At 58.8% G+C, this 19,875-nt stretch carries 21 protein-coding genes and 1 pseudogene; 7 read left to right on the forward strand and 15 right to left on the reverse strand.

Features of this window, described 5'->3' with window-relative positions; translation table 11 throughout:
- Positions 1–41: 41 nt before the first annotated feature.
- Positions 42–728, forward strand: coding sequence for an isonitrile hydratase (inhA, locus tag AC07V0_RS10040; protein WP_064619088.1), 687 nt, complete (start codon positions 42–44; stop codon positions 726–728).
- A gap of 37 nt (positions 729–765) precedes the next feature.
- Here the strand turns inward: inhA and AC07V0_RS10045 are convergent, their stop codons facing one another.
- Both AC07V0_RS10045 and AC07V0_RS10050 read right to left on the reverse strand, forming a co-directional pair.
- Entirely contained in the window at positions 766–1,095 is a 330-nt protein-coding gene (locus AC07V0_RS10045) for an antibiotic biosynthesis monooxygenase (protein ID WP_086945116.1), read from the reverse strand.
- Positions 1,096–1,121: 26 nt separating this feature from the next.
- Positions 1,122–1,751, reverse strand: coding sequence for a LysE family translocator (locus AC07V0_RS10050; RefSeq protein WP_018925330.1), 630 nt, complete (start codon positions 1,749–1,751; stop codon positions 1,122–1,124).
- Between the two features lie 89 nt (positions 1,752–1,840).
- On the opposite strand from AC07V0_RS10050, the gene AC07V0_RS10055 reads away from it, so the two are divergent.
- Positions 1,841–3,166: an aminotransferase-like domain-containing protein gene (locus tag AC07V0_RS10055; protein ID WP_086945117.1), complete on the forward strand. Its 1,326-nt coding sequence runs from the start codon at positions 1,841–1,843 to the stop codon at positions 3,164–3,166.
- A 573-nt stretch (positions 3,167–3,739) separates the two neighbouring features.
- On the opposite strand, the gene AC07V0_RS10060 is transcribed toward AC07V0_RS10055, so the two are convergent.
- A complete protein-coding gene (locus tag AC07V0_RS10060) occupies positions 3,740–4,228 on the reverse strand; it encodes an SRPBCC family protein (protein ID WP_018925328.1) in 489 nt (162 codons plus the stop codon).
- Positions 4,229–4,426: 198 nt separating this feature from the next.
- Between AC07V0_RS10060 and AC07V0_RS10065 the strand changes: the two genes are divergently transcribed.
- From AC07V0_RS10065 to AC07V0_RS10075, 3 genes are all read left to right on the forward strand, one after another.
- Positions 4,427–5,347 carry an ADP-ribosylglycohydrolase family protein gene (locus tag AC07V0_RS10065; protein ID WP_086945118.1) on the forward strand — a complete coding sequence of 307 codons (921 nt, stop codon included), beginning with the start codon at positions 4,427–4,429 and terminating at the stop codon, positions 5,345–5,347.
- A 59-nt stretch (positions 5,348–5,406) separates the two neighbouring features.
- A complete protein-coding gene (locus AC07V0_RS10070) occupies positions 5,407–5,808 on the forward strand; it encodes a lysozyme inhibitor LprI family protein (protein WP_018925326.1) in 402 nt (133 codons plus the stop codon).
- A gap of 249 nt (positions 5,809–6,057) precedes the next feature.
- Positions 6,058–6,414, forward strand: coding sequence for a hypothetical protein (locus AC07V0_RS10075; RefSeq protein ID WP_018925325.1), 357 nt, complete (start codon positions 6,058–6,060; stop codon positions 6,412–6,414).
- A 48-nt stretch (positions 6,415–6,462) separates the two neighbouring features.
- Here AC07V0_RS10075 and AC07V0_RS10080 read toward each other — a convergent pair whose 3' ends face one another.
- The 5 genes and pseudogenes from AC07V0_RS10080 to AC07V0_RS10100 all read right to left on the reverse strand — a co-directional run bounded on the left by AC07V0_RS10080 (position 6,463) and on the right by AC07V0_RS10100 (position 9,948).
- A complete protein-coding gene (locus AC07V0_RS10080; RefSeq protein ID WP_018925324.1) occupies positions 6,463–6,717 on the reverse strand; it encodes a DUF1652 domain-containing protein in 255 nt (84 codons plus the stop codon).
- Positions 6,718–7,100: 383 nt separating this feature from the next.
- Positions 7,101–7,313: pseudogene (locus tag AC07V0_RS10085) on the reverse strand (sigma-54-dependent Fis family transcriptional regulator); the annotation flags it as partial.
- Between the two features lie 11 nt (positions 7,314–7,324).
- Entirely contained in the window at positions 7,325–8,062 is a 738-nt protein-coding gene (locus AC07V0_RS10090; protein ID WP_019579918.1) for an S-methyl-5'-thioinosine phosphorylase, read from the reverse strand.
- Positions 8,063–8,074: 12 nt separating this feature from the next.
- Positions 8,075–9,085, reverse strand: coding sequence for a beta-N-acetylhexosaminidase (gene nagZ, locus AC07V0_RS10095; protein WP_019579917.1), 1,011 nt, complete (start codon positions 9,083–9,085; stop codon positions 8,075–8,077).
- A gap of 155 nt (positions 9,086–9,240) precedes the next feature.
- Complete coding sequence (locus AC07V0_RS10100; RefSeq protein ID WP_018925321.1) at positions 9,241–9,948, reverse strand: TetR/AcrR family transcriptional regulator; 708 nt, start codon at positions 9,946–9,948, stop codon at positions 9,241–9,243.
- 230 nt (positions 9,949–10,178) lie between these two features.
- Between AC07V0_RS10100 and lexA the strand changes: the two genes are divergently transcribed.
- Together lexA and sulA are read left to right on the forward strand one after the other, a co-directional pair.
- Positions 10,179–10,787 (forward strand): transcriptional repressor LexA, encoded by a 609-nt coding sequence (gene lexA / locus AC07V0_RS10105; protein WP_026286346.1) that lies wholly within the window; start codon positions 10,179–10,181, stop codon positions 10,785–10,787.
- A 10-nt stretch (positions 10,788–10,797) separates the two neighbouring features.
- Positions 10,798–11,271, forward strand: a complete 474-nt coding sequence (gene sulA / locus AC07V0_RS10110) for an SOS-induced cell division inhibitor SulA (protein WP_018925320.1) — start codon at positions 10,798–10,800, stop codon at positions 11,269–11,271.
- Between the two features lie 94 nt (positions 11,272–11,365).
- On the opposite strand, the gene AC07V0_RS10115 is transcribed toward sulA, so the two are convergent.
- The 7 genes from AC07V0_RS10115 to AC07V0_RS10145 form a co-directional block, all read right to left on the reverse strand.
- Positions 11,366–11,599: a hypothetical protein gene (locus AC07V0_RS10115; protein WP_007933173.1), complete on the reverse strand. Its 234-nt coding sequence runs from the start codon at positions 11,597–11,599 to the stop codon at positions 11,366–11,368.
- 141 nt (positions 11,600–11,740) lie between these two features.
- Positions 11,741–12,265, reverse strand: a complete 525-nt coding sequence (locus AC07V0_RS10120; protein ID WP_064619098.1) for a DUF6586 family protein — start codon at positions 12,263–12,265, stop codon at positions 11,741–11,743.
- 142 nt (positions 12,266–12,407) lie between these two features.
- Positions 12,408–15,035 carry a type I DNA topoisomerase gene (gene topA / locus AC07V0_RS10125; RefSeq protein ID WP_086945119.1) on the reverse strand — a complete coding sequence of 876 codons (2,628 nt, stop codon included), beginning with the start codon at positions 15,033–15,035 and terminating at the stop codon, positions 12,408–12,410.
- A gap of 114 nt (positions 15,036–15,149) precedes the next feature.
- Positions 15,150–15,386, reverse strand: a complete 237-nt coding sequence (locus AC07V0_RS10130; protein WP_007933188.1) for a DUF1653 domain-containing protein — start codon at positions 15,384–15,386, stop codon at positions 15,150–15,152.
- Between the two features lie 98 nt (positions 15,387–15,484).
- Positions 15,485–16,660 (reverse strand): acetyl-CoA C-acyltransferase FadA, encoded by a 1,176-nt coding sequence (fadA, locus tag AC07V0_RS10135; RefSeq protein WP_007933190.1) that lies wholly within the window; start codon positions 16,658–16,660, stop codon positions 15,485–15,487.
- A gap of 30 nt (positions 16,661–16,690) precedes the next feature.
- On the reverse strand, positions 16,691–18,838 hold the full coding sequence (gene fadB / locus AC07V0_RS10140; protein WP_018925315.1) for a fatty acid oxidation complex subunit alpha FadB: 2,148 nt from the start codon (positions 18,836–18,838) through the stop codon (positions 16,691–16,693).
- 513 nt (positions 18,839–19,351) lie between these two features.
- A complete protein-coding gene (locus tag AC07V0_RS10145) occupies positions 19,352–19,789 on the reverse strand; it encodes a hypothetical protein (protein WP_007933194.1) in 438 nt (145 codons plus the stop codon).
- Positions 19,790–19,875: the final 86 nt, after the last annotated feature.

Raw genomic sequence — 19,875 nt, forward strand, 5'->3', positions numbered from 1 at the left:
CCTACAGTGAAGCCGTCCACCCCAATCAGGAGAAAAACGCCATGACGTTGCAGATCGGTTTACTGTTGTTTCCACAGGTTCAACAACTGGACCTGACCGGCCCATATGACGTGCTGGCCTCGCTGCCGGACGTGAAGGTGCATCTGATCTGGAAAGACCTGGTGCCCGTCACCGCGAGTACCGGGCTGGTGTTGAAACCGACCATCACCTTCGACGATTGCCCGCCGCTGGATGTGATCTGCATTCCCGGAGGTGGCGGCGTCGGCCCATTGATGGAGGATGAACAAACCCTGGCCTTCATCAAGACTCAGGCCGCCACGGCGCGGTATGTCACCTCGGTCTGCACCGGTGCCCTGGTGCTTGGCGCGGCAGGGCTGCTCAAGGGCAAGCGCGCCACCACGCACTGGGCGTATCACGAGTTGCTCGGGCTGTTGGGGGCGATCCCGGTGAAGGATCGGGTGGTGCGCGACGGCAATCTGCTGACCGGTGGCGGGATCACCGCGGGAATCGATTTTGCCCTGACCCTGGCCGCTGAATTGTTCGATAAGGACACCGCGCAACTGGTGCAATTGCAGCTGGAATACGCCCCGGCACCGCCGTTTGCTTCGGGCAGCCCCGAGACAGCGCCAGCCGGCGTACTGGAGGAAGCCCGTAAACGTGCTGCCGGGTCGTTGAAATTACGTACGGAAATCACCGAACGTGCAGCGGCGAAACTCGACCTCCAGTGAAAGAGATGGCCGCGGGGGGCTATCCCCCCGCAGCCAGTCACTCACGCCGGCCATTCGGCACAAACAGCTCGAACGAGTCATCGCCATAAGCCCGCTCCACTTTAGCGATCACCACTTGATAACCCGCATACCACTTGCGGTACTGGCGCTTGGCCTCCAGGTGCCTGGGGTGGCTGGCGAATTCCCGGATAGAGGTTTCGTCCTGCCAGTAGTAACTGGCGTTGACCAGTTCGCCATCGGCCGAGCACCAGGACTGGGTACCGACGAACCCTTCGATGCTGATCGCGGCTTCGTCGATCAACGTGCTCAACAGGTTGAACTCCTCGTCTCGTTGCCCGGGTTTGTAGATAAACGATGCGATGTACATGCAGAGGTTCCTTTTCAGTGAATGAGTCAGGCCGGACGTGTCATCAGGGCCAGCCTGACGGCGAGCAACAGCAATACCGCGGCCAGCCCCAATGACTGCCATGTGGCGAATGTCGACGTGCTGGAAATACGCCGGCTGACCGTGCTGCCGAAAACCCCGAGCAGGGTGTGAAACACGCCACTGACCAGGGTCAGCACCATGCCCAGCAGCACCAGCTGTACGGCAATCGAGCCTCGTTGCGCGTTAACGAATTGCGGCAGGAACACCATGAAAAACAGCAAGGCCTTGGGGTTCAGCAGGCTGTTGAGCATCGCCCGGATCAGCAGGGTCTTGAGCGGCACCTGCGCAACATCCGACGTGCCGCTGGCCGATGGCTTTTGCAACGCCTTGAACGCCAGCCACAGCAGATACAGAACGCCGGCATAACGGATCAGGTCGAAGGCCGGTGGCCAACTGGCAACCAGTGCCGTAACCCCCATCGCGGTCAGCGCCGTCAGGATCAGATCGGCCAGACCAATGCCCAATCCCGACGCCACACCGCCGCGCCAGCCATAACTGGCACCATGGCTGATTACGAAGGCCATGTTCGGCCCGGGTGACAGCAGCAACAGCATCACCGCGCCGACGAAAATCGATAAGGTCGCAGGGTCAATCACAGCGAAGTCTCCGTCCTGGAAAGCCTGTAGATTAGAGCGCCAATCTGATACAAACAAAAAATTGATCCAGATACAAAGAGCGCTCACCCATGACCCGTATTCGCTACAAACGCCTGGTGGATCAGTTCGCCGGGAAGATTCGCAGCGGTGAACTGCCACCCGCCACGCAATTGCCGACCATTCGCGCGTTGATGCAGAGCGAACGGATCGCCCTGGCCACGGCTTTGCGGGTCTATCACGAGTTGGAGGCGATCGGCCTGGTGGTCGGCGAGACCGGTCGTGGCACCTTTGTGCGCGACACGTCCTTGCCTCGCGGACTGGGGTTGGAACAGCAACCACTGGGCATCGGCACGGTGGACCTGACCTTCAATTACCCGTCGGTACCCGGTCAGGACGAGTTATTGCGCGAGGGTTTGCGAGCGATTGCCGCCTCCGGGGATATCGATGCGCTATTGCATTCCGCGCCTCAGGGCGGGCGGCCGCATGAACGGCAGACGGCGGCCCGGCATTTACGCAATCGGGACATTCGGGTGGGGGGCGATCAGGTTCTGATCGTCAACGGCGCCCAGCAAGGTCTTGCCGTGACGCTGATGGCACTGCTCAAGCCGGGAGATATTCTGGCCCTCGACGCCCTCACCTACCCCGGCCTGAAAACCTTGGCCCAGGCCCATCGGCTGGACCTCGAAGCCCTCCCGCAAATCGCCGGGCACACCGACCTCGACGCCCTGGAAGCGCTGTGCAAGCGGCGCCCCGTGCGGGCGCTCTACAGCATGCCGACGATGCACAATCCGTTGGGGACGGTGATGTCCATCGCCGACCGTGAACGCCTGGTGCAATTGGCCGAGCGATACGACTTTCTGATCATCGAAGACGGCGCCTATGCCTTCCTCGCAGAACCGGCACCCAAACCGCTGTTTACCCTGGCCCCGCAGCGCACGCTGTACATCAGCGGCCTGTCGAAAAGCGTTGCCTCGGGCCTGCGCATCGGTTTCATCGTTGCACCGAAAGCGATGATGCCGGCGCTGGAGCAAGCCATCCGAGTGTCGACATGGAGCACCCCGTCGCTGACCGTCGCGCTGGCCTGCCGCTGGATCGATAGCGGCGAAGTCGACAACCTCGAAGAGCAAAAACGCCTGGACGCCCGGCAGCGACAGGACCTGGCTCGGCAAATCCTGAAAAACTGCGAACTGGTGGCGCATCCCGCTTCCTACTACCTCTGGCTCAGATTGCCCGAAGGCTTGCGGGCCGAAACGGTGGTTGCCGAGCTGGAACGAAAAGGCGTGCAGGTGACCAGCGCCGCACCCTTTGCCACGACCACTCATGTGCCTCCTGCACTGCGGGTGGCCATGGGATCGATCAGCCTCGACGTGTTGAAGCGCGCCCTGGAGACTCTGCATGAAGTCGTGGACATCTGACGGACTTTTCTGACACCCATAAAAAAACCCGCCTAAGCGGGTTTCTCAAGACCATTGCGACATCCTGTCGGCAGCCATCCTGGCGTATGGTCGATCATCCGTGATCCTGAACACGTCCTGTGTTCAGTTGATGGATCCAGATTAAACACATTGGCGAAGCTTCAAAAGACGACATAACAGCGGCTGCGTGTAAGCCATTGACCATTCAGCACCTGAAAGCAGCCCCTGTAGCAGCTGCCGAAGGCTGCGTTCGGCAGCTGCTACTAGTACGGGTACAGGTACGGGCGATCGGTCGCAGTTTCCTGCAGACGAAAAAAAACCCGCCGAAGCGGGTTTTCCCAAGACCATATCGACTCCCTGTCGGCAGCAATCCTTGCTTATGGTCGATCATCCGTGACCCTGAGCACTTCCTGTGCTTCAGTTGATGGGGCTAGATTACGCTTCGGATCCAATCCGCAATAGACGATATAGCTACTACCGCGTGTAAGACATTCGCTATAGCCACCCTTCCGAAAACCCTTGGACGTATCAACCATCATGGGCCGAAGCCGCGAATTTCGCGGCTTGCAGCCATCAACTTCCCTGACGCTCGTGGGCCTTGGTGTTTTCTGCCAGAAACTGTTCGATGTTGTTCATCTGCTCATCCCAGCCACGGCTGTCCATGCGGAAAGCCTTGAGCCTGCGCGACTGGGGAACGTGATCGAAACCGGACTCGACGACCGTCAACAGCGTGCCTTCGTCCATGTCCTGGAGTTCGAATTTCACCAGCGTGGTGGGCTCCTGAGAGTAATCGACTTCCGGCTCCACCGCATACGGGTGCCAGCGAAACGAAAACACCCGCTCCGGCTCGACCCGCTCCACCAGTACATTCCACAACAAGTGCTCATAACCAGGATACGTAATCTGCCCCTGGGTCCACTCGCCGGCGACAAAGCGCTTGCCTTCGAGTGCCACGCCGAACCATTGTCCGAACATTTCGGCATTGGCCAGCATGCGCCAGACCCGCGAGCGCGGCGCCTTGAGCAGGATCTTCCTTTCGATGCGATCTGATGCTGGGTTCATAAGTCACCTCCTGTATTGAACAGTAGGCCCGTAAAGACCAGAAGACCAACCTAAAAGTTGTATCAAACGGCTGATGCAATCAACCGTACCTGAAATATTCGGCCTCGATTTTGGCCATAAGTTCTGGTTTGAAAGGCACAGTCAACGGATTGAAACTGCTAACGTTTGCAACGACGTGCAACCTTACAAGGAAGATTCATGCAGCCTTCACTCACGGAGCGTTATCGCGCAACCCTGTTTGGGCTTGCTTGCGCAGATGCTATCGGCACCAGTGTCGAATTCCAGCCACGCGGCTCGTTCGAGCCCCTGACCGATATGGTTGGCGGCGGCCCGTTCAATCTGAAGCCGGGGCAATGGACCGATGACACATCCATGGCACTTTGCCTGGCTGAAAGTCTGCTGAACAAAAAAGGTTTTGATGCGGCTGACCAGATGGGCCGTTACCTCAACTGGTGGCAATGGGGTTACCAGAGTTCGACCGGCGAATGCTTCGACATTGGCATGACCGTACGTGATGCGCTGGTTCGTTATCAGAAAACCGGTCAGCCATTCGCAGGCTCCTCCGATCCCGACACGGCGGGCAACGGTTCGCTGATGCGGCTGGCGCCGGTAGTCTTGTACTACTTTCCCGACCGCGACCGGATCAGGACGTTTTCCGTAGACAGTTCGCGTACTACCCATGCCGCGCCGGAGGCACTTGAATGCTGTCAGTTGCTTGCCGAACTGCTCCGCAAGGCATTGCTAGGCGCCACCAAGCCGGATTTGCAGCGCCTGCCAGAGACAATATTCCTGGAACCAAAAGTCATGGCCATCGCCCGAGGCGACTACCTCGACAAGTCCAAAGACGATATCCGGGGCAGCGGCTACTGCGTTGCATCACTGGAAGCGGCCTTGTGGTGCTTTCACCACACTGACAGTTTTGCAGCCGCCATCCTCGAAGCCGCGAACCTGGGTGACGACGCCGATACCACTGCCGCCATCGTCGGTCAGTTGGCCGGGGCTCACTATGGTGCGCAGGCCATCCCTGAAGGCTGGCTGGCGAAGTTGCACAGGCGCGCTGACATCCAGGTTTGTGCGGACCAGTTACTCGCGGCTTCAGGCGCCCTTTCTACAAGCTGAAGCCTGCGTCTTCGCTACACTGCAACCTCCTCTTTTCAATTGTCACAGCGAGAATTCCCATGCACCCACGCTTGCTCCTGGCACTGACGCCGCTGCTGTTCACCCCTCTTGCGCATGCCGTCGACTGCGACAACGCCACCGACCAGACGACGATGAATCAGTGCGCAGCGCAGCAGAACAAGGCCGCCGACAAGGAGCTGAATGCGCTTTACCAGCAGATCACCACGCGATTGAAGGACAGCCCTGACGCCAAGAAGCTGTTGGTCGGTGCCCAGCGCTCATGGATTGCGTTTCGCGATGCCGAGTGCAAGTTCTCGGCGTCCGGAGTGGAGGGAGGCAGTGTTTACCCGCTGATCTATAGCAACTGCACCACGGCGCTGACCAAGGCGCGGGTCGAAGCCTTCAAGACTTACTTGAAGTGCAAGGAAGGGGATTTGAGTTGCCCGGTGCCTGAGGCTTGATGCTGCGGCGTTCTTGATGCCGCCGCGTGCCAGCTTAACGATCACTATAAAAATCAATCAGTTACTTGAAATAACTGGCTTATGGGCGCGTCTGAACGAGATCGCCCGCGTCTAATATCGCGATATCTGTTGCAGTGTGAGACAAGCATAGAGGCCCCCGGCCGGAACACTTCATCGCCCGGCGATTGACGATGCTGCAGTGCAGGCGCGAAATGTGGGTTCACCGATTGCCAGTCAGAGGGTAAGAACATGGCAAGCATAACGGTCCTGGCGGGGGACTTTCTGCAGGGTGATGGAGAGTACACAGACGGCGTTTTCACGCTCAGGACGTCGCTTCACCCGTGGCCCGGCATCACCCTCCCGCTCTCATTGTTCAAGAGTGTAGAAGTGGCCAACGAGGATTCGATCAACAACATCAAGGATGTCATCGGCTTCGGCGTGGCGGGGGCCATGTTGCTGGGGCCTATCGGCGCAATTGCCGGCTTCATGTTGGCTGGCAAGGAAACCGAGGTAACCTTTCTGGCCACACTCAAGGATGGAAGAAGGTTGCTGGCGGCTGTAGACAACGACACGTTCGATGAGATTTCCCGAAAAATCCCGTCCTGACATGACAGACGCACGCCGCACCATCGACAGGTGCGGCGTGACATCGGTTCAGCTGTAGAACGTCGGGTGAACGCCTTTGTGAGCCTCGATTTCCAACCGCATATCAGCCACCAGCGATGCAATTGCATGGGGACTGTCCAGTGTCCATACCGGTACGTGAGTGGCCACCAGATCCACTTTGCCGGTCATGCAATCGCAGACCCGAATCGTCAGGAACTGGTCTGCCTCCATGCTACAGGTGCACACGGCGGGCAGAAAACTTTGCTCGATGATGTTTTGGATTTCCAGGGGTGATAGGAACATCGCTACCTCCCTCACGCCAGATGGATGCCGGGCAAATGCTCCGTCATTTCACCCTTTAGCCTGAAAATTCTAATCCTCATTAGCGGGTGTCTCAAGGCTGTGACAGGTTGCTCGTCGTCTCATCGGGCTGTCGCGATTTGCGACACCTCCAAGCGAGTCGCCCGCCCCCTCGCATCACTCAAAACCCCGCTGTCACTGAGCTATCAGCCCCTTCCCGACACTTGGCACAGCCATTGCCAAACAGTGAGCAAGCCCCCGTTTTCACGCACAACAAGAGGTCTTGCCATGCCCCTCCCTTATCTGCTTCCCGCCACCTCGGCGTTCATCCAGCGCGCACCGCGCATGCTCATTGGCGGTGACTGGGTCGAGGCCGCCCGACGGCCAGACCATGCCCCTGCGCCAAGGGTGATGTCTTGCAGGCCGCTGCCCTTGAGACGGTCGGCGCGACCTTCGACGGCGAGGATGGTGGCGTCGGAATTGGCGAGGATGATCAGCCCTTCCTTGCCTTGGCGATCGGCCAGATAGTCGATGGCCGGCATCGCCGCATCGATCAACAACCGATTGCTAGCCAGCAGCCCGTCGAGACTGGCGCTCGAGAGTGTCGAGCTTAGCCTTTCAATACCCGCGCCAGCGTCGACTTCACTTTGCCCATGCCATCATGCAGTGCCTGTTCAATCTCGGCCATGGTAATGACCGCCGTCGATTTGCCCGCCGCGGGGTTCACCACCAGCGCCAGACAGGCATAGTCCAGTTCCAGTTCACGCGCCAATGCAGCTTCCGGCATACCGGTCATGCCGACGATGTCGCAACCGTCACGTTCCAGCCTCGCGATTTCAGCAACTGTTTCCAGACGTGGCCCTTGAGTGCAGGCGTACACGCCATGGCTGCTATAGCCGACGCCTTCAGCCGCCAACGCCGCGATTAATCGCTGACGCAGGGGTTCGCTGTAGGGATAGCTGAAGTCGATGTGTGTAACGTGTTCCAGGTCATCGGCGAAATAGGTGTGTTCGCGACCGCTGGTGTAGTCGATCAATTGATGCGGCACGCAGAAATGCCCGGTGCCCATCGCGGCATGAATCCCGCCCACGGCGTTGACCGCGAGAATCGCTTCAGCTCCGGCTTGCTTCAAGGCCCACAGATTGGCGCGGTAGTTCACCTGATGCGGCGGGAAGCGGTGTGGGTGGCCGTGACGTGCGAGAAACAGCACTTCCTTGCCGGCGTACTCACCGATCTGCACCTCGGCCGAAGGCGCACCGTAAGGGGTGTCCACCGCCAATGACTGACGAATGCTCAAGCCTTCGAGTTGAGTCAGGCCGGTGCCACCGATAATCGCGTAAACCGTCATAACGAAAAGTCCTTAATCAATCAATTGAGCTTCTTTGAGCGCGCCGACGGCCGTCAGCCAGCGCGGGTCTTGACGGTATTCGGTGCTGGCGTACGCCTGCCCACGCATCCGCGCGATACGCGCCGAAGGCTTGACCTTCAACCGCTGGGCGGCACTCAAAGCCAACTCGGCAGCCGCACGGTCGTTGCACACCAGGCCCATGTCGCAACCGGCGGTCAATGCCGCTTCGATGCGACTGGCGGCATCGCCCACCACGTGCGCACCGGCCATCGACAGGTCGTCACTGAAGATCACGCCATCAAACTGCAGCTCGCCGCGCAGGATGTCCTGCAACCAGCGACGGGAGAAGCCGGCAGGCTGGGAATCGACTTGTGGATAAATAACGTGGGCCGGCATGACGGCGGCCAATTGCTTGCTCAATCGCGCGAATGGCACCAGGTCGTTGGCGCGGATCTCTTCGAGGCTGCGCTCGTCGTTGGGAATCGCAACGTGGGAATCGGCCTCGGCCCAGCCATGACCGGGGAAATGCTTGCCGGTGGCAGCCATCCCGGCGCTGTTCATGCCGCGGATGAATGCACCGGCGAGCAAGGCTGCGCGCTCGGGATCACCTTCGAACGAACGGGTACCGACCACCGCACTGCGCTGGTAATCCAGATCCAGCACCGGGGCGAAGCTCAGGTCGAGACCGACCGCGAGCACTTCGGTCGCCATGATCCAGCCGCACTGTTCGGCCAGGTATTCGGCATTCGGGTTGTCGGCGATGGCGCGCATGGCGGGCAGTCGCACGAAGCCCTGACGCAGCCGTTGAACCCGACCGCCCTCCTGGTCGACCGCCAGCAGCAGATCGGGACGAATGGCGCGGATCGCGGCGCTCAATTCGCGCACCTGACGCGGGTGTTCGATGTTGCGGGCAAAAATGATCAGGCCGCCCACTTCGGGCTGGCGCAACAATTGGCGATCTTCAGACGTCAGCCAGGTACCGGCGACGTCCACCATCAACGAGCCTTGCAGGCCAGCAGTCATGGAAATTCCTTGAATACGATAAACCCGGCTCGCACGAATTCGCCGCCATGGGCTGAGCCCGGCAGGTCGGCGATATCAATGAGGGGGTTCAAAACGAGAGTCGGCATGGGCGCCTAGCTTAGCGGATGTCCGCCACCGCGCCCACCCGTGTGCGGTTAAACCTTGGCGGCTACCGGAGTCGATTTACTGCGCGGACGCAATTGCGCGGCGGCCATGGCGGTGTCGGTGACGCCGGTTTCGGCACGCATGCCCGCAGCCAGGAATGGCACCATCAGACGCATCACTTGCTCGATGGAAGTGTTGACGCCGAAATCGGTCTCGGCAATCGCACGCAAGGCCTTGATCCCCGACATGCTGAATGCCGCTGCACCGAGCATGAAGTGCACGCGCCAGAACAGTTCGATCGGAGGAATGCGTGGCGCGGCTTCGTTGACCAGCAGCATGTAGCGGCGGAAAACCTTGCCGTACATGTCTTCCAGATAACGACGCAAGTGCCCTTGGCTCTGACTGAAAGCCAGCCCCAGCAAACGCATGAAGATGGACAGGTCGTTGCCGCTGCGTGGTTGCACCACCAAGGCTTGCTCGACGAGGATCTCCAGCAATTCTTCGAGGGTCGGTTTGTTCTCGGGTTTGGCCTGACGGCGCTCCAGCTCTTTATCGAGACTGAGGCAGAACGGCCCGAGAAAACGCGAGAAGACCGCTTGAATCAGCGCCTTCTTCGATCCGAAGTGATAGTTCACCGCCGCCAGATTGACACCGGCCTTGCTGGTGATCAGACGCAACGAGGTTTCAGCGAAACCTTTTTCCGCGAACAATTGCTCGGCAGCATCGAGAATGCGTTCAACGGTTTCCGACTGGGCCATGGCTACTCCGCCTGACAAACACTTGTTTGAAACATACGTTTCAGCCCAGGCCTTGTCAAGTCTGGCGGGTTCGTTTTGGGAATGGTCGGTCAGCTATTTAACCATACAACACTGGCGCTTCAATCGGCGAGCTGAATGACCGTCCAGCGGCCGGCAAAAAAAGGGGCATTGCCAAGACCGGTTCACTGTATATAATCCCAGTCACTGTATAAAAAGACAGAGCGATCAATATGCTAAAGCTGACGCCACGCCAAGCAGAGATTCTGGCCTTCATCAAACGCTGCCTCGAAGACAACGGCTACCCGCCAACCCGCGCGGAAATCGCTCAGGAACTGGGCTTCAAGTCGCCCAACGCGGCGGAAGAACACCTCAAGGCACTGGCCCGCAAGGGCGCAATCGAGATGACCCCGGGCGCCTCCCGTGGCATTCGCATCCCCGGCTTCGAAGCCAAGGCCGACGATTCTACCCTGCCGATCATCGGCCGAGTGGCAGCAGGCGCTCCGATCCTCGCCCAGCAGCACATCGAAGAATCCTGCAACATCAACCCTTCGTTCTTCCACCCTCGCGCTGACTATCTGTTGCGGGTTCATGGCATGAGCATGAAGGACGTCGGCATTTTCGACGGAGACCTACTGGCCGTCCATACCACCCGCGAAGCCCGTAACGGTCAGATCGTGGTGGCGCGGATTGGCGACGAAGTGACCGTCAAGCGCTTCAAGCGCGACGGCAGCAAAGTCTGGCTGATTGCCGAAAACCCTGAATTTGCCCCTATCGAAGTCAACCTGAAAGATCAGGAACTGGTGATCGAAGGCTTGAGCGTCGGCGTGATTCGCCGCTAAAGGAGGCTTTATGCAGTTCCCACACACTTCACAGCAAGCCCAACTGCCGTTGTTCGAGGCATTCATGGCGCAGCCGCTGGCGCCGATCCTGAAAGAAGTGGTCGAGTCGCCCTGGAGCGCCGAGCCCGAAGTCTTCAGCGAGCTGTCATTGCGTGGCGCGGCCGGGAACTGCCTGAACCTTCTGGCACCAATCCTCAGGGAGCTGAGCCAGGATCAGGACGCTCGCTGGCTGACGCTGATCGCCCCGCCCGCCAGCCTGACCCAGGCCTGGCTGCGAGACGCCGGCCTGAACCGTGAACGCATTCTGCTGCTGCAACCACGCGGCACACAGAGCGCTCAGCAGCTGACCTGTGAAGCTTTGCGACTTGGCCGCAGCCATACGGTCGTCAGCTGGCTAAACCCGTTGAGCACATCGTCGCGGCAACAGCTGATCAGCGCCGCCCGTACCGGGGATGCGCAAAGTCTGAATATTCGGCTGGGTTAACTGACAAAACAGTGTTTGCACTGAACAGCGCGGGGCTTCTCCAAGGATAGAGAAGCCGGTCTGTAGAGGTATCCGCAAAATCCGACGGGCGGGATCAATGAAGAACTCGTGGCCCCTCTTCCTTATCAAATTCGCCTTCAACCAGGCGTCCTGCCATCTGAACACCGACGCTCAACATCGCCTTGGCGACTTCCACGTGCTGGCCTTGCAGGAAAGCCTTGGCATCCTCGGAGAAATCCAAAGTAACCAGAGAACCCTCGTCCTCGGCCCTACGCAGCTCGATTCGGCCGTCTGGTAACTCGACAATTTCTAGAAAGGACGTTGGCATAAAGGACTGTTCTCCACGAAAGGCAGGGATTATATAGGCATCGGCCAAGCTTCGCTCAGGATCTTGACCAGATGCCATCACGAAGAGAAATTTCTGACATCACGCTTCCTTGGGCGGACCATTCACCGAGCACTCAATCTTTCAGCACTCGTTCAGCCCGTCGCGAAACCGGATCGCCAAGCTTTTCAGATTCTGGCGCCAGCTCTCCAGTTCTTCCCGGCTCAGCTCTTCAGACGCCTCTTCTTCGTCCAGGTTGACGGCCAGAATAAGCGGCTGCGTCACATCACCCTTGGGCTTGTGTGGAGCACGAGGCGGTTGAAACAGTGCGGCATAAGCCGACAGCAGCTTGGCCAGCCAGGTTTCAGGGTTTTGCGCCAACTCGACCATCTCGGCCATTTCCGGAATAGCGATGGTTTCGAGTACTTCGCGGGTCAGCAGCATCTCTGCCCGTGGCGCATTGGCCTGAGGCAAGCGATAGAAACCGGCGATTTCATGGCACAGCCCCAACAGCGCCCCGTACAGGTGAAACAACGCCGATTCGCGACCGGCCTGAATCAGCGCCAGGGAGTTCATCGCTCGCCCCTCTTCGGCCTTGGCGAGCGCTTCCAGCGACAAGCCGGCGAAATAAATTTTCTGGTTGGTACGGGTATAGAGTTCGTGGGCCATGACGGCAGCCTCCACAACGAAATAATTGCTTCACGCAGGTCTGACAGTGTCATGGATCACCCAAGCTCACCGCAAGCCCAAAACAAAAAGGCCGCATGAAAACCCGAGGGTTGTCATGCGGCCTTTTTATGTGCAGCGGCTTTTAAGCCTTGGCTGCTGGACGCTTGTCTTCAACCGTCCACTTGCCACCATCGTAATACGCTTTCCAGCCAGTCGGCTTACCGTCGACTTCCGTCTGCACGTATTGCTCTTTGGTCTTGCGGCTGTAACGGATCACTGCTGGCAGACCGTCAGGATCTTTCTTCGGTGCTTCGCAGAGGAAGTGGTACTTCGGATCGATCTCATCCTTGTGCGGCACGATCTCGACGACCAATGGCGCACGGGTCTCGCGGTTTTTCGGGAACTGGCTGGCCGCCAGGAACAGGCCGGAAGCACCGTCACGCAGGATATAGGTGTCGTTGACCTTTTCGCATTTGAGCTCAGGCATCTTCACCGGATCCATCTTCGGCGGCGCCGCATCACCGCTTTTCAGCAGCTTGCGGGTGTTCTTGCAGGTTGCGTTGGTGCAACCGAAGAACTTGCCGAAACGGCCGGTCTTGAGCTGCATCTCGCTGCCGCACTTGTCGCATTCCAGGCTCGGACCTTCGTAGCCCTTGATGCGGTAAGCGCCCTCTTCGATCTCGTAGCCTGCGCAATCCGGGTTGTTACCACAGATGTGCAGCTTGCGCTTCTCGTCGAGCAGGTAAGCGTCCATCGCCGTGCTGCAGATCGGGCAACGGTGCTTGCCGCGCAGAACCAGCGACTCCGACTCGCCCTCGTCGTCCGCAGCGATTTCGTCGCCCGGCACCAGGTTGACGGTGGCCTTGCAGCGCTCTTTTGGCGGCAGGCTGTAGCCCGAGCAACCGAGGAACACGCCGGTCGATGCAGTACGAATCTGCATCGGACGACCGCACACCACACATGGAATATCAGTCATTACCGGCTGGTTGGCGCGCATGCCGCCTTCGGCGCTTTCGGCCACTTCGAGTTTCTTCTTGAAGTCGCCATAGAACTCGTCGAGCACGTTTTTCCAGTCGCGCTCGCCCTGGGCCACGTCATCGAGATTCTCTTCCATGCCGGCGGTGAAGCCGTAGTCCATGAGATTGGAGAAGCTCTCGGTCAGACGCTCGGTGACGATGTCGCCCATCTTTTCCGAATAGAAACGACGGTTGTGCAGCGCCACGTAGCCGCGGTCCTGGATGGTCGAAATGATCGCCGCGTAGGTCGAAGGACGACCGATGCCGCGTTTTTCCATTTCCTTTACCAGGCTCGCTTCCGAGTAACGCGCCGGCGGCTTGGTGAAGTGCTGGGTCGGATCAAGCTTGATCAGCTTCATCGCATCGCCCTGGGCCATGTCCGGCAGCACGTCGTCATCGCCAGGCTTGGTGATTTGCGGCATGACGCGAGTGTAACCGTCGAACTTCAGGATGCGGCCCTTGGCGCGCAACTCGAAGTCACCGGCACCGACGGTGACCGTGGTCGACAGGTATTGGGCCGGCAGCATCTGGCAGGCGAGGAACTGGCGCCAGATCAGCTCGTAAAGCCGCTCGGCATCACGCTCCATGCCCGACAGCTTGCTTGGCTCGGTATTGGCGTCAGACGGACGAATCGCTTCGTGAGCCTCTTGTGCGCCTTCCTTGCTGCTGTAGACGTTCGGGGTTTCCGGCAGGTACTTCTTGCCGAATTCGCCTTCAATATAAGTACGCGCCATCGTCACGGCATCGGCCGAGAGGTTGGTGGAGTCGGTACGCATATAAGTGATGTAGCCGGCTTCGTACAGACGCTGGGCCATCATCATGGTTTTCTTCACACCGAAGCCCAGGCGGTTGCTCGCGGCCTGCTGCAGGGTGGAGGTGATGAACGGTGCCGACGGCTTGCTGCTGGTCGGTTTGTCTTCGCGCTTGACGATGCTGTAGCTGGAAGCCTTGAGCTTCTCCAGCGCGGCCATGGCCTGGGCTTCGTTGAGCGGCTTGAAGGCTTCGCCTTTCTCGCGAGCCACGTCGAAGCGCACAGTCGCGCCCTTGGCGGTGCCGAGGTCAGCGTGAACTTCCCAGTACTCTTCCGGGTTGAACGCGCGGATTTCGCGCTCACGCTCAACCACCAGCTTCACGGCAACCGATTGCACGCGACCGGCGGACAGGCCACGAGCAACCTTGGCCCACAGCAGCGGCGAAACCATGTAACCCACCACGCGGTCGAGGAAGCGACGCGCCTGCTGAGCGTTTACGCGATCGATGTCCAGCTCGCCCGGCTGGGAGAAAGCTTCCTGGATCGCTTTTTTGGTGATTTCGTTGAACACCACGCGCTTGTAGCGGCTGTCGTCACCACCGATGGCTTCGCGCAGGTGCCAGGCAATGGCTTCCCCCTCGCGATCCAAGTCGGTTGCGAGATAGATGGTGTCAGCATCTTTGGCGAGCCGGCGCAGCTCTTCGATAACCTTTTCCTTGCCCGGGAGGATCTCGTACTTGGCTTTCCAGCCATGATCGGGATCGACACCCATGCGCGAGACCAGCTGCTTGCGCGCTTTCTCTTTCGGCGTGAGCACCGGACCTTCGCCTGCGGCGGCCTTGCCACGCTTGGCGGCAGGCTCTTTGCTGGCGCTAGCCGAACCGCTGGTGGGCAGGTCTCGGATATGGCCGATACTCGACTTCACCACGTATTGGTTACCCAGATACTTGTTGATGGTCTTGGCCTTAGCCGGGGATTCCACAATGACCAGCGATTTGCCCATGGATCAGAAAATTCCTGAATTCTAGAAGTGAAAGGCGGTTGGCGCCTGACGCGGCACCGCTATATATAGTGGCTACAAGGTGAGGTCAAGCGCAGGGTTCTGCGCGCACTCCCCTTATGGCTGCGGAAAAATGCTCGGTTCGGCTTGCACCAAAGCAAAGCGTGGCACCTGTTCGCCGTCAACCTCGACCGACTCCAGGAACATGCTCAAGGGACGTACCCAAAAGCCGTAATCGCCATACAGGGCTTGGTAGAAGACCACTTCTTCTTCGGTCTCCGAATGCCGCGCAACACTGAATACGCGGTACTGCGGACCTTTGTAATGTTGGTAGAGCCCAGGTTGTATCGGCATGCTTTGGCCCTCACTCAAATTTTTTCAAAATAAAAACAAAATAAATCCGGAAAAACAAAAACCGGGGCACTTGGCCCCGGCTTCCATCGACGAAACGCTTAAACGCGTTCGAAGACGGTGGAGATGCCTTGGCCGAGACCAATGCACATGGTAGCCACCCCGAAGGTGCCGCCATTCTGCTTCATCACGTTCAGCAAGGTGCCCGAAATACGTGCACCGGAGCAACCGAACGGGTGACCCAGGGCGATCGCGCCGCCGTGCAGGTTAACCTTCTCGTTCATCTTGTCGAGCACTTTCAAATCTTTCAGCACTGGCAGGGCCTGTGCAGCGAAAGCTTCGTTGAGCTCGAAGAAGTCGATATCGTTGATGCCAAGGCCCGCGCGCTTCAATGCTTTCTGCGTTGCCGGTACTGGACCATAGCCCATGATCGCCGGGTCCACACCTGCCACTGCCATCGAGCGAATCACCGCCAGCGGCTGGATGCCCAGGTCCTGGGCACGCTGTGCCGACATCACGATCATGCACGAAGCACCGTCAGTGATCTGCGACGAAGTACCAGCGGTCACGGTGCCGCCCTTCGGATTAAACGCTGGTTTCAGAGCCGCCAGGCTTTCCAGGGTGGTTTCCGGACGAATGGTTTCGTCGTAGTCAAACAGTTTCAGGAAACCGTTCTCGTCGTAGCCCTGCATCGGGATGATTTCGTCCTTGAACTTGCCTTCCACGGTCGCCTTGTGGGCGAGTTGGTGGGAGCGCACGCCAAAGGCGTCCTGCTGTTCGCGAGTAATGCCATGCATTTTGCCGAGCATTTCTGCGGTCAGGCCCATCATGCCCGAGGCTTTCGCCGCGTACAGGGACATGTGCGGGTTCGGATCGACACCGTGCATCATGCTCACATGACCCATATGCTCGACGCCGCCAACGACGAACACGTCACCGTTGCCGGTCATGATCGCTTGCGCGGCAGTGTGCAGCGCACTCATCGACGAGCCACACAGACGGCTGACGGTCTGGCCGGCCGAGGTGTGTGGAATCTGAGTCATCAGGGACGCCATGCGGGCGATGTTCCAGCCCTGCTCCAGGGTCTGGTTAACGCAGCCCCAGATCACGTCTTCGACTTCGCTCGGGTCGACCTTGACGTTGCGTTCCAGCAATTTGCTGATCAGGTGTGCCGACATGTCTTCGGCGCGGGTGTTGCGGTGCATGCCGCCCTTGGAGCGGCCCATCGGCGTACGACCGAAGTCGACAATCACGACGTCTCTAGGATTCAAGCTCATATACTTTCACTCTCGCTCTAGTGTGGGCGCTTAACCGAAGAAGCTCTGACCGTTCTTGGCCATTTCACGCAGCTTCGCGGTCGGGTGGTACAGCGCGCCCAAATCAGCGTACTGGTCAGCCAGGGCAACGAACTCTGCAACACCGATCGAATCGATGTAGCGCAGCGCACCGCCACGGAATGGAGGGAAACCAATACCGTAGACCAGACCCATGTCGGCTTCGGCGGCGGTTTCGACGATGCCGTCTTCCAGGCAGCGCACGGTTTCCAGGCACAGCGGGATCATCATCCAGTTGATGATGTCTTCGTCAGTGACTTCGAGCTGTTGGAAAACGATCGGCTTGAGCACTTCCAGCACCGACGGATCGGCGACTTTCTTCTGCTTGCCGCGCTTGTCGGTCTCGTAGGCGTAGAAACCCTTGCCATTTTTCTGGCCCAGGCGCTTGGCTTCATAGAGCACGTCGACGGCCGAACGGCGATCGTCCTTCATGCGATCCGGGAAGCCTTCAGCCATGACGTCACGACCATGGTGGCCGGTGTCGATGCCGACCACGTCCATCAGGTATGCCGGGCCCATTGGCCAGCCGAACTTCTCCATGACCTTGTCGATGCGGACGAAGTCCACGCCGGCGCTGACCAGCTTGGCGAAACCGCCGAAGTACGGGAACAGCACACGGTTGACCAGGAAGCCCGGGCAGTCGTTGACGACGATCGGGTTCTTGCCCATTTTCTTGGCGTAGGCAACGGTGGTGGCAACGGCCACTTCGCTGGACTTCTCGCCACGGATCACTTCAACCAGCGGCATCATGTGCACCGGGTTGAAGAAGTGCATGCCGACGAAGTTTTCCGGACGCTTGAGGGCTTTGGCCAGCAAGGTGATGGAAATGGTCGAGGTGTTGGACGCCAGAATGGTGTCCTCTTTGACCTTGTCTTCGACTTCGGCCAGAACGGCTTGCTTGACCTTCGGGTTCTCGACCACGGCTTCGACCACCAGATCGACGTGACCGAAATCGCCGTAGGACAGGGTCGGACGAATGCCGTTGAGCACTTCGGCCATCTTCGCCGGGGTCATGCGACCTTTATCAACGCGGCCAACCAGCAGCTTGGCGGCTTCGGCCAGACCTTGCTCGATACCGTGCTCGTTGATGTCCTTCATCAGGATCGGCGTGCCTTTGGAGGCCGACTGATAAGCGATACCGCCACCCATGATGCCGGCGCCCAATACGGCGGCCTGCTTCACTTCCTTGGCGATTTCGTCGTAGGCCTTGGCCTTTTTCTTCAGCTCCTGATCGTTCAGGAACAGACCGATCAAGCTCTGTGCGGCAGAGGTCTTGGCCAGTTTGACGAAACCGGCGGCTTCGACTTCCAGGGCCTTGTCGCGACCGAAGTTCGCAGCTTTCTGGATGGTCTTGATCGCTTCGACCGGCGCCGGGTAGTTCGGGCCCGCTTGGCCGGCCACGAAACCTTTGGCGGTTTCGAACGACATCATTTGTTCGATGGCGTTGAGCTTGAGCTTTTCGAGCTTCGGCTGACGCTTGGCCTTGTAGTCAAACGTACCGGAGATGGCGCCTTTGATCAGGTTCAGCGCCGCTTCGTGCAACTTCTGCGAGTCGACCACCGCGTCGACGGCACCGACTTTCAGTGCGTCTTCAGCGCGGTTTTCCTTACCGGCGGCAATCCATTCGATGGCGTTGTCGGCACCGATGATGCGCGGCAGGCGCACGGTACCACCGAAGCCTGGGTAGATGCCCAGCTTGACTTCCGGCAGACCGATTTTGGCGGTGCTGGCCATGACGCGGAAATCCGCCGCCAGGCACATTTCCAGACCGCCACCCAGTGCGATGCCATTGATCGCGGCAACAGTCGGGACGTTGAGGTCTTCGAAATCGCTGAAAATCTTGTTGGCTTCGAGGTTGCCAGCAACAAGCTCGGCATCCGGCAGCTTGAAGTTGTCGACGAATTCGGTGATGTCGGCGCCGACGATGAATACGTCCTTGCCACTGCTGACGATCACACCCTTGATCGAAGCATCTGCCTTGATGGTGTCTACAGCCTGACGCAGCTCGTTCAGGGTAAGACGGTTGAACTTGTTGACGGACTCACCCTTGAGGTCGAACTTCAGTTCGACGATGCCACTTTCAAGAGCCTTAACCGTGATGGCTTTACCTTCGTAAATCATCAACTGATCTCCACGATATGGAAGCTGAACAGTACACGTCGGACGCAGGCGGCTGGCTCGGCAGGGACGTTTATCGTCAATGCTAACGCCAACTCACCAGGCACACCCGCCAACGCGATAGTCGGGATTCTGTAGGAGCAGTCTGTAATACAAACGCTCAATTCATACGCCCGTTTGATTTGGGTGTGTCACCTTCACGGAATTTCCGGCAATTGTCAATCGCCCAAAATACTGGTTGAAACGCGACTTTCCGGTCACTTCCGTACCACGAAGCCCTGCAACATGCGGATGCATGTGAGGCCATTCATAGAATCAATAGTTAGAAAAGTCGCCCTAATTCGCGGCAACCTGTGTTTAACAGGCTACGCTGGCGTGACCCTGAAGAAAAAATTTGAACGCTTTGACGAATGCCCAGCGTAAGATCTGTGCCACAAAGAATTACCGGCCTGCCTGGCCAACCTCAGCCCGATGATGATGTCGGGCTTTTTATTGCCTTCCGTAACAGATCGGGGTTCAGGCGAGTGCCTTGAGCGTAGCGTCGATCTGTTGCAGAACCTCGGCTTCGCCCTTCTCGCCCCAATACAGGGCAATCATTTGCTTGTCTGCCTCGACCTTGTAGACGTTGGCAGGCAGTTTTTCGAAATGATTCAGGAGCACTCCATCCTCGCAGACTTCCTGCCACTGATTGACCCACACACCCGGCGCCTTCTGCCAATAGCTCCAGCACGCTGGCTGAGTGCCACGGCGCGGTCGGTGGTACTGGGCGCAAGGGCTTGGCGGCTCCTGGCTCAGCCAGTGCGGCCACTCCTGGGGCGCCAATTGCATGGCAAGGCCGATGCGCCGTGCCTCCATGCGCAGGGCCATGCGACCGCTCTGGACACGAGACGGTCGCAACCAGGCCAGCGGGCTCAGCACCACCAGCAGGATTGACACCACTATCCAGACCGTCATATCTGTACTCCCGATTCTTGATGAGCCCATTGGGTCACGTTGAAACCAATGCGCTTGAAACCAGCCATACTTACCAATATTGCAAT

Source organism: Pseudomonas sp. GW821-FHT01E10 (genome assembly GCF_059422365.1).